The following is a 15288-nucleotide window of genomic DNA, read 5'->3' as shown; positions in this document are numbered from 1 at the left end:
TAAACGAAATGGGGTGACTGATGGGGCTCGAACCCACGACAACCGGAATCACAATCCGGGACTCTACCAACTGAGCTACAATCACCACTGACTTTCACTTATCTTGCTAACCTAAAAGCTCACAACTCTATTCGGAATTGGTGCGCCCAAAAGGATTCGAACCTTCGGCCTCACCCTCCGGAGGGGTGCGCTCTATCCAGCTGAGCTATGGGCGCTCGCCTTGGTTAGCGCCGCATATACTAGGGTCAAATCCCCTTTGAGTCTATAGCTGTTTTGCACTTTTTTTACTGACTGCTCAAGTTTTATCACATTAGCTGACTTTTAAAGCAAAATGCAGCCAAAATATGACTTGGATGTTACAGTATTTCATGCTAATTATAGAGATTGGTAAAAACAACCCTATATTTAACTAGTGAGTATCATGTTTAAGGATGAAGATGAAACTGGCCAGCCTCGTATAAATGAAGCTGAACGCTTACGCAAAAAAATTATTCGCTTAAAACAATTAGCGCATAAGTATAAGCATGCTGAGATCATTCAAAACGCATTACTCGAAATATCCAATATTGCGACCCATGCTTCTTCACTCGAAGAATTCTATGTCGGCGTGCATAGCCACCTAAAACAACTCATTCCCGCTGATAATTTTTTTATTTCAACCCTCGATGTCAGCACTGGCGAGCTTGCTATCCCTTTTTTCGCCGATGAGAAAGATGCGCATCCTGCGGAGCTTTATCCTGAACAATCCTTATCAACATTACTACAGCAGGGATTAACGGGCTACGTTCTCAGAACTGGTAAGGCTTTGTTATGTGATGATGACAAAGTCAATGAACTGATTGCCGCAGAGGAAATCGTTAACTTAGGTTCTCCCTGCCATTTATGGCTTGGCGTGCCCATCAAACACGATGACATAGTGACCGGCGTATTAGTCGTGCAAACCTACGACACGAATGTCAGTTATGGTGAAATCGAACTCGAGTTAATGACCTTCATTTGTCACCATATCTCAGGAGTAATGGAACGGCTCAAGCATCAGGAGCAATTAGAACAAGCCATCCAGCAAAGAACCAGAGAACTCAGCCAAGCCTACGACAAATTAAAACTAGAAGTCTATGAAAGACGCAGAGCTGAGCGCTTACAAAAATCACTGTTTGAGATTGCCGAACTAGCCAGTTCCAGTGCCGACAACCCAGACTTTTATGCCCAATTGCATAATGTCATTCGACACCTCATTCCCGCCAACAATTGCTATATCGCGCTTTTGGATGACACCGAAACTCATCTCACGTTCCCCTTTTATGTCTCGCAATTAGCCAATAAGCATCCAGGAACTCGGCCGCTACAGGATGGCTTAACCGAATATGTACTCAAACATAAGCGCCCACTACTGTTAGATCAAAATAGTATCAATGCGTTAATCACCTCTGGCGAACTGTATTCCCAAGCGCCAGAATTAAATCATACTCAGACTATGCATCAATGGATTGGCATTCCTCTCTTTATCAATGATCAAGTACGTGGTGCCTTGACGATTTACAGTTTTAGCATGACACAGAATTACCAAGTCAAAGACTTAGAATTACTGACATTTGTCTCGCAACACATTGGTTCTGCTATTGAGAAGAAACTGTCCGCAGAGTCCTTGCAACGCAGTTATGAAGAGTTAGAAGAAAAAGTCATCGACCGCACTAAAGCGTTAGCCGAACTCAATCAAAACCTTGAAAAAGAAATTCAACAACGCCGCAGTATGGAAGCTAAGCTAGTTCACGATGCTAAACATGATGCGCTCACAGGCTTGCCTAACCGCGCTATGTTTATGGAACGCTTATCTCAAGCCATTAAGCACGTCCGTCGCCATAGCTTAGAACAGTTTGCCTTGCTCTTTATCGATCTCGACCGCTTCAAACAGATTAACGACACTATGGGGCACTTAGAAGGCGATAAATTTTTAATCGAGACCGCAAGCCGCCTCAAGTCCTGCATTCGTGATAACGACACGTTAGCGCGCCTGGGTGGCGATGAGTTCGTGATCTTGCTCGATAGTATTAACAACATTAATGATGCAAGAGACGTATCAGAAAGAGTGATCCAAAAAATATCCCAGCCCTATCGACTCGGCACGATGGAATTTAACTCTGGCGCCAGTATCGGTATCACCATCAGTGGTAAACATAAAGTCGATACCAGTGAATCTATGTTGCGCAACGCGGATACAGCCATGTATCAAGCGAAAGCCAACGGTAAGGGCTGCTATGTTATTTTTGATGATAACGCCCAACATCAAGCTATACAGGATGTCGAGTTAGAAAGTGAATTTAGGCATGCATTACACCATGCCGAAATCGAACTCAGTTATTTACCTGTCGTCGATTTTAACACTGGTCAAGTGCATGCATTAGAAAGCCGTCTGTTCTGGCAACACCCACTACGTGGACTTTTACAACAAGAACAACTCAGTGCACTCGCTGAACAATCACATCTTACCGTTGAACTCGATAAATATACGATAAGCATAATAGATCGCACTTATATTGAACTGCTCAAGCAACATGATGAATCTATTGAATTACATGTGATGCTTTCGAGCCAACATCTCAAGCATAAGCATGTACTGCGCAGTTTGAAAAACACCCTCAAGCAAACTCAGTTAAACCTGAGCCATTTGTGGTTATTCTTTAATGAAAAAGCGCTAGTGCAAGAGACTGAAAATCATATCAATGGCTTTGAATTGTTGCAGAAACTCGGGGTGAAACTCGGTATCAGTCATTACGGTAGCGGCTATAGTGCATTAAATAGCTTATTGTTTTTGCCGATTAAAGGCTTAAAGCTCGACGCCAATCTCACTAAACAGATACACGCTGAACAGCAGCTTAAATTAATGTCCGCTTATCAAAAAACGGCATCAACCTTAGAACTGCAAACCTTTGTCGATGGCATTGACTGCCCTGAACAAAAACGTATCTTCAGTGAACTGGGTTATCAGCTGGGTCAGGGGGCTGCTTTAGCCGACACTTTTACCTTAAGCGACACCCAACCACAGATCTGTGTTCAGCTCGAATATGCCTAGATAAAATATAAGTAATTAATTTAATAAACATTAAGTGAAACAGCTCGCTATTTTTTAAACATATCCCTTAAGCTAGAAATATTGGCTCGCCCTGTCTGCATCCGCTCCTGCTCCGTTTGCTGTGGTTTACGATTTTCCCACACCACATCATCTTGAGGTAACTCAAGCAAGAAACGGCTCGGCTCACAACGCATGGTTTCACCAAATTGACGTCTTTCACGACAGAGGGTAAACCACAGTTCACGTTGAGCCCGAGTGATGCCCACGTAGGCTAAGCGACGCTCTTCATCGACATTGTCTTCATCTATGCTGGTCTGATGGGGCAAGATCCGCTCCTCCACTCCCACCATAAACACAAACGGGAACTCTAAGCCCTTAGAAGCATGCAAGGTCATCAACTGCACCTGATCGCCGCCTTCATCCTCGCTATTGCGCTCCATCATGTCTCTGAGCGTCAGTCGAGTCACGACCTCAGGCAAGGTCATTGGCTCATCTAATTCATCACCTGCGAGCATCTCAGTTACCCAACGGTATAGCTCTGAGATATTCTTCATCCGCATTTCAGCGGCTTTGGCACTCGTGCTGGTTTCGTATAGATAATCTTCATAATTGATCTTACGGATCAAATGCTTCACAGCCTCGACAGGTTCACCACGCTCTGCATGATCCCCGGTCTCGACAATGAAACGACCAAATTGATACAGGGATGACATGGCCGCCGGCGGCAAATGATGATTGAGTTCAGGCTCAAAAATCGCCGCAAACATAGAAATATGCTTCTCATTAGCGAAATTACCTAAGCGCTCTAAAGTCGATGGGCCTATGCCACGTTTAGGCAAGTTAACTATGCGCAGGAAAGCATTATCATCATCGGGATTCACCACCAGCTTTAGATAGCCCATGATGTCCTTGATTTCAGCACGGGCGAAGAATGACGTGCCACCACTCAATTTGTAAGGAATGCGGTTCGTCATCAGCGCGCGCTCGAGTAACCGCGATTGATGGTTGCCGCGATACAGAATCGCATAGTCGCCAAACTGAGTACGGCCAACAAACTTGTGTCGCACAATTTCCGCGACCACACGCTCGGCCTCTTGCTCCTCGTTGGCGGCAAATAGCACCCGCAGCGGCTCACCATAGGCAAGCTCACTAAATAGTGCTTTATCGTAAACATGGGGATTGTTAGCGATAAGAATGTTGGCAGCCCGCAGGATCCGTTGGCTAGAACGGTAATTCTGCTCGAGCTTAATTAACTTAAGCTGCGGAAAATCTTTACCCAATAACACGAGGTTTTGTGGCTTAGCACCGCGCCATGAATAGATGGACTGATCGTCGTCACCCACTACGGTAAAGCGCGCCCGATCACCCACTAACAGCTTTACCATTTCATATTGGCTGGTATTGGTATCTTGATATTCATCCACCAGCAAGTATTGGATCTTGGTTTGCCAGCGGGTACGCACTTCTTCATGGTGTCGCAACAATAAGGTTGGCATCAGGATTAAATCGTCAAAATCTAAGGCGTTATAGGCTTTCATGTGCTGGGCATAACGCTGATACAACATGGCAAATAAATGTTGCTGCTCATCTTTAGCGATCTTGCGTGCATGCTCGGGAATAACTAAACCGCCCTTCCAGTTTGAAATCGTACTGGCGAGCGCTTTGAGTAAATCTTTATCTTCGTCTAATTCGTCTTGGGTTAACTCTTTGAGCAGTGCCAAGGTATCTTGATCATCAAACAGTGAAAATCCCGGCTTTAAGCCTAAGACCTTATGCTCACGTTTAATGATTTCAAGCCCTAAGGTGTGGAAGGTTGAAATCCACAGGCCTCTGGCCTCTTTGCGTCCCATGGACTGAGCGACCCGCTCTTTCATCTCACGGGCAGCCTTGTTGGTGAAGGTCACCGCCGCAATATTGCTTGCCTTATAGCCGCATTTTTCGACCAAGTAACCGATTTTATTGATAATTACGCGCGTCTTACCACTGCCCGCACCCGCCAATACTAGGCAAGGGCCTGAAACATAATGAACAGCATCGTTTTGGGCGGGATTGAGTTTCATCTTTGCGCAATATCCAAACAAGTCGACAGAAAGGGATGGGATCATAGCAGAATCGGCGGTTTTAAGGCTAACAAATCCCCGCTTGGGCTGAGCAGAACTCAACCCAATAGACATGCTTGGCTGTGATTTAAGCCTCAACAACGACTCACTAAAGCCATGGCGCGTTAGCTTTACTTTTGAAACCTAACGCACTGAGTTACAATCGAGCTATTCATTGAAGAGGCGGACAAGATAATGATCAATCCAAAGAAAATTGAAGAAATGGCGAAACAGCTGAGCGAAAGTTTGCCCAGCGGTCTGAAGCAATTTGCCGGTGAATTTGAAGAGCGCAGCAAGCAAGTTCTGCAAAATCAATTACTCAAGTTGGATATGGTTTCCCGTGAAGAATTTGATGTGCAGCAACATGTGCTACTGAAAACCCGCGAAAAGTTAGAAGCGCTGCAAGCTCAAGTCAATGAGTTAGAAAAAAAGCTCAACGCTGCGGGCTAACTTACGTTACGCATATTGAATAAAGCACGGTGAGCGAAAGCGCAGCTGTGCTTTTTTGTTTTTAACGCTTCGAGCAGTGCGTCACTTGGGGAAACAATGCAGCAACTCGCCAGCTATATTCTTGCGATTCATGGATATCCAAGCTTAGTGTCGATAGTGAGCCATTCGAGTAAAAGCCATAGCTATCAAGATAACGACCTCGATATTCATGAAGTAGAAACGCTGTATCACTTCGATAATGGCGTGGTGATCTGCCAGCAAACCGAACAAGATCAACTCATGATTGAGGCGGCATCAGACAGTGTTTGCGAAGACTATTGGATAAACTATCGGGTGATAGCATCGAGCGGAATCGTTATTTCACCGCAGCAGAAATCCTTCAGTAACCTTTGCCAACAGGGATTCTGGCTCAAAATGCAACGGGATCGTAGCTCAATATAGACCCGCAAAATAGACCAGCAAGCCTGCGTAATTGAGGTAAAGCATCAACAGAGGGAAGACGATAAGCGTGATGGAAACCGCAGTGGAATTGACGACTTTTGAGAACCTAATACGCTGGACATTACTCCTGCTTGGTGGCCTGCCGCTACTCACTTATCCCGGAGTACTCCTCGCCAGTTTGATGGGACTGGCCAGTCAATCAAGTATCAAACCCGCTTTTATCACTCGATTAATGAATCAGTGTTTTCTGTGGGGCAGCCTAGCTTATCCTGCCATATATATTCCCTGCTATCGCATCGCAAGCGATAGCACAGCCTCGTCACCCTTAGTCACCGCAGCCTTGCCACTGCTGTATCTCATTTTACTCTATGGTTGCTTTCGCTTTATGGACATTCCAATTAAAGCGACTGATGACTAACACTTTTGTTGCCGTGCGTACTTCTGCTTAAGGCCTTTATGATTTGCTTTAACTAACTTCCAGCGATCGCAGCCGTTAAAGCGGGCATATTCACTGACGGCGATATCAAATGCAGCACAGAAATCCTCATCTAGGCCATTCACCATCACGCCCGCTTCTAAGGTCAATTGCTGCAATAACAAGATGCCCGTTTGGCGATCGGCTTTCACATCCACGCGGCCGACAAAAGTGTCGCGCCACAGAATCGCTAAAGAATAATAACCATACCGACGCTTTTCGGCGGGCACATAGACTTCAATTTGATAATCAAAATCAAACCATTGCTTTAGCCGTTGCCGTTGGATTAACAAATTATCGAAGGGATTAAGCAGCCAGACTTTATTGGGTAATGGCGCATTAAACTGCAATGCAGGGTGGTAAAAGTAGCTTTGCCCTGCCGCCTTAAAACTGGCTAATACCCCCCGTGACTGCATCTCTGCCAGCTCTTGGGCAACAACGGATTTTAAGCCTTTGCGTAGATAGGCAATTTGCGCCGCTGTGCCAAAGGCATGAGCATAGAGATAACGATCAATCAGATAACGGATAAACTCAGCCTCTGTTGGTGCTTCAGTATTAATACCTTGGGGTAACACCCGCGCAGTGAGATCGTAAACCTTCTGGAATTTTTCCCGCCGCACTACCATCAACTCACCACGCATAAAGAGCTGCTCTAGGGCTTTTTTCGCAGGTTTCCAATCCCACCAGGCACCATTTTTACCTTCACTGTGTTCAAAATCACTGGCCTTGAGCGGCCCTTCTGCAAGGATTCTCGCCCGCACTTCCTGCATCACTTTATCATCGGGTTCAAACCAATGCTTACCGCCATTTTGCAACTGTTGTTTACGTTGCAAACTAAACCGGTAATCGGCAATCGGTAAATAGGCCGCAGCATGGGACCAATACTCGAAGATCTCCCCCTTAGCTAAAGCCGAATCGAGCATCTTCGGCTGGTATCCAGGCATACGGCTATGTAATACATGGTGATGCGCCCGTTCTACCACATTAATCGAGTCGATTTGCACATAACTGAGGCGCGAGATAGTCTCAGCCACCGAAGTCTGTGGCTGCAATAATCCTTGCTGCTGCATAGTTAATTGCAGCCATTCGCGGGGTGAAAAGGGATTAGACATCTCGTTTCCTAAGGTAAAACCTGCAAACACTAAGCCCAACAGACAAAACTAAGATTCTAAAAAATGCTGATGTAGTTTGTATCTTTCAAATGAGCCCCTAAAATACACCGCAAACCAGCTCATGCAGCGCGCTATTCGGATAACATAAGCCATTTATAACTTAACGGCTATCGCTTTACAGCCTTGTGAGTTACACGGCTCAAGGTAGCGCCGACCGCGCGCTGACGCCTCATTAAGGATTGATGATGAATCTCTACTATCGCCAAGCACAACTCTGCGGCCGCAAAACGGGCAATGGCACTAAGCTGCCATTTTTAATGAATATTTTGTATTCACTTGCCGCTAAAAATGGCGATCACCAGCCCTTTTCAATGGATGACATTAACGCCGTATTGTTCAATCAACATCATTCCATTGGTTGCTCTATCAAAGCGCCGCTACCGATAGTGAGTTGGCGCACCGAAGCAATCTGGTATGAGTTATTTAAAGGTGAAGAGCTGGTTTATCTGCCCCAATGCATCATCTTTAGCAATGGCGCCATCGCCTATGTCATTGTCGTCATAGGTGATGAGTATGAGCTGCGTATTTGGCCCGATTACAGTAACCGTGAGCGGGAAAAACAGCACTGGTTTTCCCACCATGCCGTAGTCTATTGCGCCGAACTTGACGTCTTTAAGCAAAGCTTCGAAACACTGCTTAAGCATATTCGAAAAGAAGATGACTACGAGAAAAAACACCCCAGATTTGGCAAAGACACCCCACTCTCAGATTTATAAACGTGATTAATGTGTATGGATTTAGCGGTAATTGCCATAATTTTGCCACTATTGATCAGCAACTTGCCCGCAACTCTTACGGGGAAATCTGTTTTAATACCCGCCGTGATACCGAGCTAACTCAGCACAATCTTAGCGGTGAAGTCTCGGTCGTATTTCATAGGGAATGAAATCCAATGTTCAGTATTATTTTCTGGGTATTCACCCTACTTAGTTTGGCCTTATTTGGTGGTGCAGCCTACTTAGTCGTACGCGCACTGCTAAAAAAATTCAATCGAGATCAAGGAATAGACATGGAATCGCCACAGGCACAGTCCTCACACAGCAAAGGGACACCACTCGCCAAAAACACCACCCTATTGAAAGCGTTAACCATAGGCATACTGTCGATCTTAGCTTTGATCCCATTAGGGATCATCATGGACATGACCTCAGATCGCGAAGCCCTGTACCACAGTGTTGTCGATGAAATTGGCCGTTCATGGGGCGAGCAACAAACGCTCTCAGGACCTGTGCTTGTCATTCCCTATAGCTATTTTGTGATGCAGGAAGAAGTCAGCGCCGATGGCAAAAATCGCCATCAAGTAAAGCGTACCTATCAAGATGAATTGGTCATACTGCCGAAAAAACTCAAACTAGATTTAGATCTTAAGCATGATTTCCGTACCCGCGGCATTTATCAATCCTTAGTTTATAACGCCACTTTGCAAGGCAAAGCAGATTTCAGTTTAAGTCATTATGAAATCCCCAACCTCATTGCCTTTGACAATAAAAATGCGCGTCTCGCCTTTGGTGTCTCATCAAATCAAGCCATTGATAAAGTGGATAAACTTGAATTAACGGGTGATGCGGTCACGCTGTCAGGCTCGCTGATGTCGGGTACAGGTTTAGGCACCACTGGCGGCTTAGAAAAAGGCTTCAACCAAGGTGTACAAGTCGGTGAAGCGAGTGACTTTAGTGTGGACTTTGCGATGACACTGCGCGGCTCGCAGTCGATTAGTGCCTTACCACTGGGCGAACAAACCCTGCTTAATATTCATGCGGATTGGCCACACCCGAGCTTCAAGGGATTATTACCCGCAGAACGTGATATTAACGCACAGGGTTTTACCGCAAGTTGGAATATCAGTCACTTAACCCGTAACTACCCACAGGAGTTTATTAAGAGTAATCAATCGACCCTGACCGAAGTGTCGGCCAATGCGATTCTGTTCGAGCCCGTAACTCACTACGGCAAGATTGAACGCTCAGTGAAATACGGCCTACTGTTTATCGTACTGACTTTTATCATGTTATTTATTTTTGAGCTGGGGCAAAAAACCAGTCTTAGTACGATTCAATATGTGTTAGTCGGCAGCGCCATGGCCTTGTTCTATTTGCTCCTGCTGTCGCTATCTGAGCATTTAGCCTTCTTGCATGCCTATTTAATTGCCGCCTGTATTCCTGTGCTATCGGTATCCGCCTATGTCGGCAGCGCCACGGCAAGTATCAAGCGCGGTGCGATAGTGGGCATTATGCTGGTGAGTTTATATGCCGTGCTTTACTCGATACTGCAACTGGAAGATTACGCCCTGCTGATGGGCACAGGATTACTGTTAGTTGTCCTACTGATTTTGATGTTTGTCACAAGGCATCAACCCAAGAACACGGCGTAACAGCGCCCAACCGATCCACCCTTGAAGACCCCCGACAGCGCCACTTTTTGCTGTCGGGATTTTTTTATTGGCAAAGCCATTGCCGCGTTGTAGCCTATGGCGTTTATCAAGAGGCTTGTATTTTGACCCATAGCGCCTATCTTTTCCGCCGTTTAGGTTTAGCCTGGTTATTGCTGGCAAGCATTCCAAGCTTACTGTTACTGACCCAAAATCAGTTGTTTCCACTGATCGATCTGCACTCTCACTTAGCCCGAACCTTATATTGGATTACCATGACGGGCACAGCGCCCTATGGCGTGGCCACTGTGTTGTTTGTGCTGGCTATCGCCTATCGTCTTATGCCTAAAGCCCTCTTTATGAGTTTGTTTTTAGCCATTAGTCTCAGCCAAGTCATCAGCTTAAGTGTGAGCCATACGCTCAAATCCTATTTCAAAGAGCCCAGACCTAATCTGGTCTTTTTGGCTAAGCAAGCACTGCCTACGGATGAACAACTTTCACTCGATGCCTTTTATCAATTGGATAAACAGGGGCGCTCCGAGACAATATCCAATGCGCTCGATGGCTTAAAAGTGGCAGACCCTGAGATGAGGCTCGACTCGCGCATTCACCAGCATTGGGAAAATGAAATCGGCTACTCATTCCCTTCTGGGCATACCATTTTTGCTGTGACACTGGTGCTCACCGCCAGTTACTATCTGCTGCTCGCAGGCTTACCTAGCGTTGCATTGGTATTATTGGGTTGGGGATTTTTGATGGGATTAAGCCGCATGCTGTTAGGGATGCATTGGCCACAAGATGTGTTGTTTTCGACCTTTTTAGCCGCCTTCATCAGCAGCTTGAGCGTGTTCTTAGTCAGTAAAATACGCCCACTCACGCAAACGCTCGTGAACGAGCCAGAACGCTAACCTCTGTAGTTGATCATCTCGATTCAGCCTTTCACTCAAATACTTAGGCCTTGCTAAGCACTGCCTAAGTATTTGACCACTAAGGCCTGATAAATCCCATTTGCCTTAATTTTTGCCAGCCCTTGATTAAAAGTATCCCGCGCCACTGAGTTGTGGAATACCATGCGATAGGATGTCGGCGGGAAAATAAAGTGGTAGCTCAATGCTTGCTGGGTGTCGATATTGGGTTCAACAAACCGATTCAATTGAGTGAAAATATAACGGTCGGCAATCACAGTATTAATCCGACCTAAGTACAACATACGATTCTGGCTTAGTTGAGTATCGACTTCGCGATAAATCGTCTGTTGCGCTACGGCATTAAATTCAGTACCGAGCAATAGGCGAGCATTTTCAAAGGCCGCAATACTGTAATTTTTTAGATCGGCAATACTTTTTATTTCAAGGTGTTGCGCAGCCAAGCTAATTGCCACATTGGTATAGTCGACATAATCATTGGACCAATAGCCATCGACGCCATTTACTGGGTTCATGGTCATCACGGCATCTAATCTGTCTTTGTTGAAATATAAGACTTGGCGCTTACGAGAGTAAAATTTAAAGTTAACTGACTGGCCCATTTCCTTAAAGGCGGCCTTAATAATATCAATCTCAAGTCCTGATTCGGCATCTTCGATAATATAGGGTGGGCGATTTAACGCACTACCAATGGTTATCGAGGCAGGAAATGCATACGTCGGTAAGATTAATAGGCAGATTAACAGCAAACTCAAGCGCATACAGTGTCTCACTCTTATTAGTATTATAACTATAGCGGTAAATGGTGGGAGATCCAGACAGCGCGCCCCTCACCCACTGTAAGTAAGGGTGATCACTCTCCCAACTTTTAAATCCCGATTGACTCAAGATTTTTGGCAAACTTGGCTAAGACTGGCAAACTAGGGGCAGACCCTGCCAACCCTAAGCTTTCGATGACAGAAACTCACCCATACAAACTCGATCAACTCGATTTAACCATTTTGCGTTTACTGCAAACCCACGGCAGATTGTCCAACCTCGAACTGGCCAATAAAGTCGGCCTGTCGCCGTCCCCTTGCTCGCGCCGTGTTAAAGCCTTAGAAGAAGCGGGTTATATTGCCGATTATGCAACGCGTCTGTCGGCGGATAAGTTCAACCTGCATTTGACTGCGTATATCCATGTGCGGATGGAAAAACACACGCCTGCAATCCTCAATCAATTTGAAGCCAATGTACTGGCCTATGAAGAAGTCCAAGAATGCGCGCTGATCACAGGTTCTGAAGCCGACTACCAACTCAAAGTGTTAGTGCAAGATATGGCGCACTTTCGCACTTTCCTGTTAGATAAACTCACGACCAATGTGCATATCGCAGGTGTGCATTCCAGCTTTGTGTTGAAAAAGGTCAAAGACCACACAGCCATTCCCTTAAGCCATATCACCATTCAACCATAGGCTATGTAAAAGATACGGAGTTCAAACACAAAGTGCTGCGACATGACTCAGACTTATCCAGTCACAATCGTGGTTCAAGTAAAGTCATAGCATCAAAATACCCACTAAGCTTCTGCCATACGGTATTTTTTGACCATAAGATCACAATTCATTGCATTTTTATCATCGCAATTATTCGCTAAAGTTAGGTCGCGAGTAATAGCTACTCGCAATATAGTCTCGCATAAAGTCCACTGGCGAAACACAACACCAAAATATCAGCAAATTTGGAATATAAATTGCCGATTAACATCACTTTAACGCACTAAAATTGCGTTGAACTTCTTATTTATCCGCCTAAGATACGCCTTCTTTTTACGGGAGGCACAATGCAATCGGCCAATACAAGTTCGACTAACCACTTCAGCTCACGCTTAGGTTTTATCATGGCGGCAGCCGGTAGCGCCGTTGGTGTAGGTAACATCTGGGGATTCCCCACCCAAGCAGCCACCCATGGCGGCGGTGCCTTTTTACTGGTTTACCTAGTACTGATTTTTATCCTAGGCATTCCCATGTTAATGGCCGAACTCATGATAGGTCGCCACGGACAGACCAACCCCGCCGATGCCATGGGCAAACTCGGCTTCAACACCCTAACTCGCAGTTTAGGCAAGGCGATAGGTTTGATTTCCATCGTCACCGCGGGATTAATCTATACCTTCTACAGCATTCTTTCTGGCTGGTTTGTCAGCTACGCCATCGCCCCGATTGCCACAGCTTTAGGCTCGAACGACACCGCCGCTTGGTTAGTGGATTTCTCGCTGTCGCGCAATCTGGTGTTCACGCTGATCTTCAGCACACTCGTGTTTCTGGTTTTGCTGCAAGGCGTACAAGAAGGCATAGAAAAATGGTCGAAACGCTTGATGCCGTTATTGTTGATCATGCTGATCGCGGGCGTGGCGTATATCTTCACCCTTAATGGTGCGAGCGAAGGCATTACCGCACTATTAACGCCTAACTTTGCTAAGGCACTGGCGCCAGATACCTTGATCAGCGCGCTCGGACAAACCTTCTTCTCCCTCACCATAGGCACAGGTGCCATGATGGTTTATGGCAGCTATTTGAGCCAAAAAGAGAATATCGCCAAGCTGACCGTCTGGGTTGCCTTTACCGATAGCGGCATCGCCTTTCTCGCCGCCTTTTTAATCATCCCAGCCATGTATGTGGCCCAGCACAATGGCGTGCAGATTTTTAATGCTGAGGGCAAACTACTCGACTCAGATGCGCTGGTGTTTACTGTTTTACCCGCATTATTTTCGACCTTAGGTGACACGGCCAACCTCATCATTAGCGTGGTGTTTTTTATTCTGCTGATCATCGCCGGCCTGACTTCTGCCATTTCCATCGCCGAAGTCCCGACTAGCTATGTGATGCAAAAATTCAAACTCAGCCGCCAGCGCGCCACCTTGATCATCGGCCTATTACTGACCTCATTATCCCTATTGCTGGCGGTATTTTTTGAGACGCTATTTAGCTTCACTATTATGCTCACCACCCAAATCGCCCAGCCGCTGGTCGCCCTCGGCATTGCGATTTACTTAGGTTGGATTTGGCGCCAAACACAATTACTCAAGGCGATTCGTGGACAAGAGGGTGTCGATACCACAGGACTCTTCTGGCGCATTTGGCCAAGATACGTGAAGTATGTGTGCCCAGTACTGATTATCGCGATCGCCATCAGGCAATTTGTGTAACCCTTTAAAAAGCAAAAATCCCCGCTTAATGCGGGGATTTTTATTTAGCTATTAACAGATTAAGGCTGCTTTTGAAGACGGGCAGATTACTGTTCGATACCAACGATCAACCAAGGTGAATTGGCTTGCGTTACGTTACGCTCTAAATGCCAGATTTCCTTAATGTCCTCTTCTACGCCTTCAACGGTATCACGATAGCGGCCGCTAAATTTAACGCTCACTTCCGCAAGATTGGCATTGTGTGTGGCGCGGACAAGTTCTGCATCCAAAAACATCACTTCTGTGTGCTGATCGCCAACTAACTCGCGGCGTTGGTTGCTAAGTTCATTGTAAAGATCAATCGAAACATACTCTTGGATTTTGCTTAAGTCGTTTTCATTCCACGCCAATTGCAAGGTTTTGTAGTGACTACGAGCACCTTCCAAAAAGCCGGGTAAATCAAAACCGGCTGGCAAATCAAAAGGAACTGCGCTTGTCGCTTGACCAAAACCATTGCTGCCGCTGTTTGTATTGATGGCAAAACCTGTTTGTTCAGTCTGTTGGCGCTGCATATTCGGATTGGGTTGGCCAGCTCCCGCGTAGGCTGGTCTTTGCTGCGCCCCCGCTTTTGAGGCCATTACAGTACGGACAATTTTGAATAGTACGAATGCCAGCAAACCGATTATCAAAATATCCATGATTTGAATATTTTCAAAACCACCGCCCATAAACAGCGCAGCCAATAAGCCACCCGCTAATAAACCGCCTAACATGCCGCCCATCATACCCTTCTTGCCCGGCGCTCCCGCAGGTGCAGTCGTGGGCGTGTTAGTCGCCGCGGGCTGAGCCGGAGCCGTTTGATGGCTTTTGCCGATAGACTTACTACCGCCGAATTTTTTCGCTTCAACGACTGGGCTAGTAACTAAGCTAACCGCAAAAATCATCGCCAGCATCATAAATAACTTTTTCATTTATAAGATCTTGTTCGTGTAATCTGAGGTGCAGCCATAATAGCGGGATGACATTATATGTCAATTAGCAAAAGAGGAGAGCAGCCCGTTTAGGCTTTCCTTCTATGGTCTAGAAAACGAGATAGCCAAACTTCGTTTGTTCTTCTAAAT

The 15288-nt window shown here is 46.0% G+C and carries 13 protein-coding genes and 2 tRNA genes; 9 read left to right on the top strand and 6 right to left on the bottom strand.

What is annotated here, in order from left to right; all coding sequences use genetic code 11:
- Positions 1-9: 9 nt before the first annotated feature.
- Both Q4Q46_RS13985 and Q4Q46_RS13980 read right to left on the bottom strand, forming a co-directional pair.
- A tRNA-His gene (locus Q4Q46_RS13985) sits at positions 10-85 on the bottom strand.
- Positions 86-138: 53 nt separating this feature from the next.
- A tRNA-Arg gene (locus Q4Q46_RS13980) sits at positions 139-215 on the bottom strand.
- 206 nt (positions 216-421) lie between these two features.
- On the opposite strand from Q4Q46_RS13980, the gene Q4Q46_RS13975 reads away from it, so the two are divergent.
- Positions 422-3070, top strand: a complete 2649-nt coding sequence (locus Q4Q46_RS13975; protein WP_259521902.1) for a sensor domain-containing phosphodiesterase — start codon at positions 422-424, stop codon at positions 3068-3070.
- 47 nt (positions 3071-3117) lie between these two features.
- On the opposite strand, the gene rep is transcribed toward Q4Q46_RS13975, so the two are convergent.
- Entirely contained in the window at positions 3118-5130 is a 2013-nt protein-coding gene (rep, locus tag Q4Q46_RS13970; RefSeq protein ID WP_311906254.1) for a DNA helicase Rep, read from the bottom strand.
- A gap of 234 nt (positions 5131-5364) precedes the next feature.
- On the opposite strand from rep, the gene ubiK reads away from it, so the two are divergent.
- The 3 genes from ubiK (at position 5365) to Q4Q46_RS13955 (ending at position 6478) form a co-directional block, all read left to right on the top strand.
- The gene (gene ubiK / locus Q4Q46_RS13965) at positions 5365-5619 is read left to right on the top strand and encodes a ubiquinone biosynthesis accessory factor UbiK (protein WP_006083441.1); all 255 of its coding nucleotides are present in this window, start codon (positions 5365-5367) and stop codon (positions 5617-5619) included.
- A 96-nt stretch (positions 5620-5715) separates the two neighbouring features.
- Positions 5716-6060 (top strand): hypothetical protein, encoded by a 345-nt coding sequence (locus Q4Q46_RS13960; RefSeq protein WP_259483696.1) that lies wholly within the window; start codon positions 5716-5718, stop codon positions 6058-6060.
- Positions 6061-6130: 70 nt separating this feature from the next.
- The gene (locus Q4Q46_RS13955; protein ID WP_259483709.1) at positions 6131-6478 is read left to right on the top strand and encodes a hypothetical protein; all 348 of its coding nucleotides are present in this window, start codon (positions 6131-6133) and stop codon (positions 6476-6478) included.
- Here the strand turns inward: Q4Q46_RS13955 and Q4Q46_RS13950 are convergent.
- Positions 6475-7647, bottom strand: coding sequence for a winged helix-turn-helix domain-containing protein (locus tag Q4Q46_RS13950; protein ID WP_311899565.1), 1173 nt, complete (start codon positions 7645-7647; stop codon positions 6475-6477). The genes Q4Q46_RS13955 and Q4Q46_RS13950 overlap by 4 nt on opposite strands.
- 245 nt (positions 7648-7892) lie before the next feature.
- Here Q4Q46_RS13950 and Q4Q46_RS13945 point away from each other — a divergent pair, with 245 nt between their 5' ends.
- The 3 genes from Q4Q46_RS13945 to Q4Q46_RS13935 all read left to right on the top strand — a co-directional run bounded on the left by Q4Q46_RS13945 (position 7893) and on the right by Q4Q46_RS13935 (position 10983).
- Positions 7893-8423: a hypothetical protein gene (locus Q4Q46_RS13945; protein WP_311899564.1), complete on the top strand. Its 531-nt coding sequence runs from the start codon at positions 7893-7895 to the stop codon at positions 8421-8423.
- Between the two features lie 176 nt (positions 8424-8599).
- On the top strand, positions 8600-10078 hold the full coding sequence (creD, locus tag Q4Q46_RS13940; protein WP_311906253.1) for a cell envelope integrity protein CreD: 1479 nt from the start codon (positions 8600-8602) through the stop codon (positions 10076-10078).
- Positions 10079-10200: 122 nt separating this feature from the next.
- Positions 10201-10983: a phosphatase PAP2 family protein gene (locus Q4Q46_RS13935; RefSeq protein ID WP_311906261.1), complete on the top strand. Its 783-nt coding sequence runs from the start codon at positions 10201-10203 to the stop codon at positions 10981-10983.
- 53 nt (positions 10984-11036) lie between these two features.
- Here Q4Q46_RS13935 and Q4Q46_RS13930 read toward each other — a convergent pair whose 3' ends face one another.
- Positions 11037-11762: a substrate-binding periplasmic protein gene (locus Q4Q46_RS13930; protein ID WP_311906252.1), complete on the bottom strand. Its 726-nt coding sequence runs from the start codon at positions 11760-11762 to the stop codon at positions 11037-11039.
- 192 nt (positions 11763-11954) lie between these two features.
- Here Q4Q46_RS13930 and Q4Q46_RS13925 point away from each other — a divergent pair, with 192 nt between their 5' ends.
- On the top strand, positions 11955-12455 hold the full coding sequence (locus tag Q4Q46_RS13925) for an Lrp/AsnC family transcriptional regulator (RefSeq protein WP_006083449.1): 501 nt from the start codon (positions 11955-11957) through the stop codon (positions 12453-12455).
- Positions 12456-12823: 368 nt separating this feature from the next.
- Positions 12824-14188: a sodium-dependent transporter gene (locus Q4Q46_RS13920; protein WP_311906251.1), complete on the top strand. Its 1365-nt coding sequence runs from the start codon at positions 12824-12826 to the stop codon at positions 14186-14188.
- A gap of 86 nt (positions 14189-14274) precedes the next feature.
- On the opposite strand, the gene Q4Q46_RS13915 is transcribed toward Q4Q46_RS13920, so the two are convergent.
- On the bottom strand, positions 14275-15138 hold the full coding sequence (locus Q4Q46_RS13915; RefSeq protein WP_311906250.1) for a Tim44 domain-containing protein: 864 nt from the start codon (positions 15136-15138) through the stop codon (positions 14275-14277).
- Positions 15139-15288 lie beyond the last annotated feature (150 nt).

Source organism: Shewanella vaxholmensis, from assembly GCF_031932135.1.
Taxonomy (GTDB): domain Bacteria; phylum Pseudomonadota; class Gammaproteobacteria; order Enterobacterales; family Shewanellaceae; genus Shewanella; species Shewanella hafniensis.
This window is presented reverse-complemented; position numbering and strand designations above follow the sequence as displayed.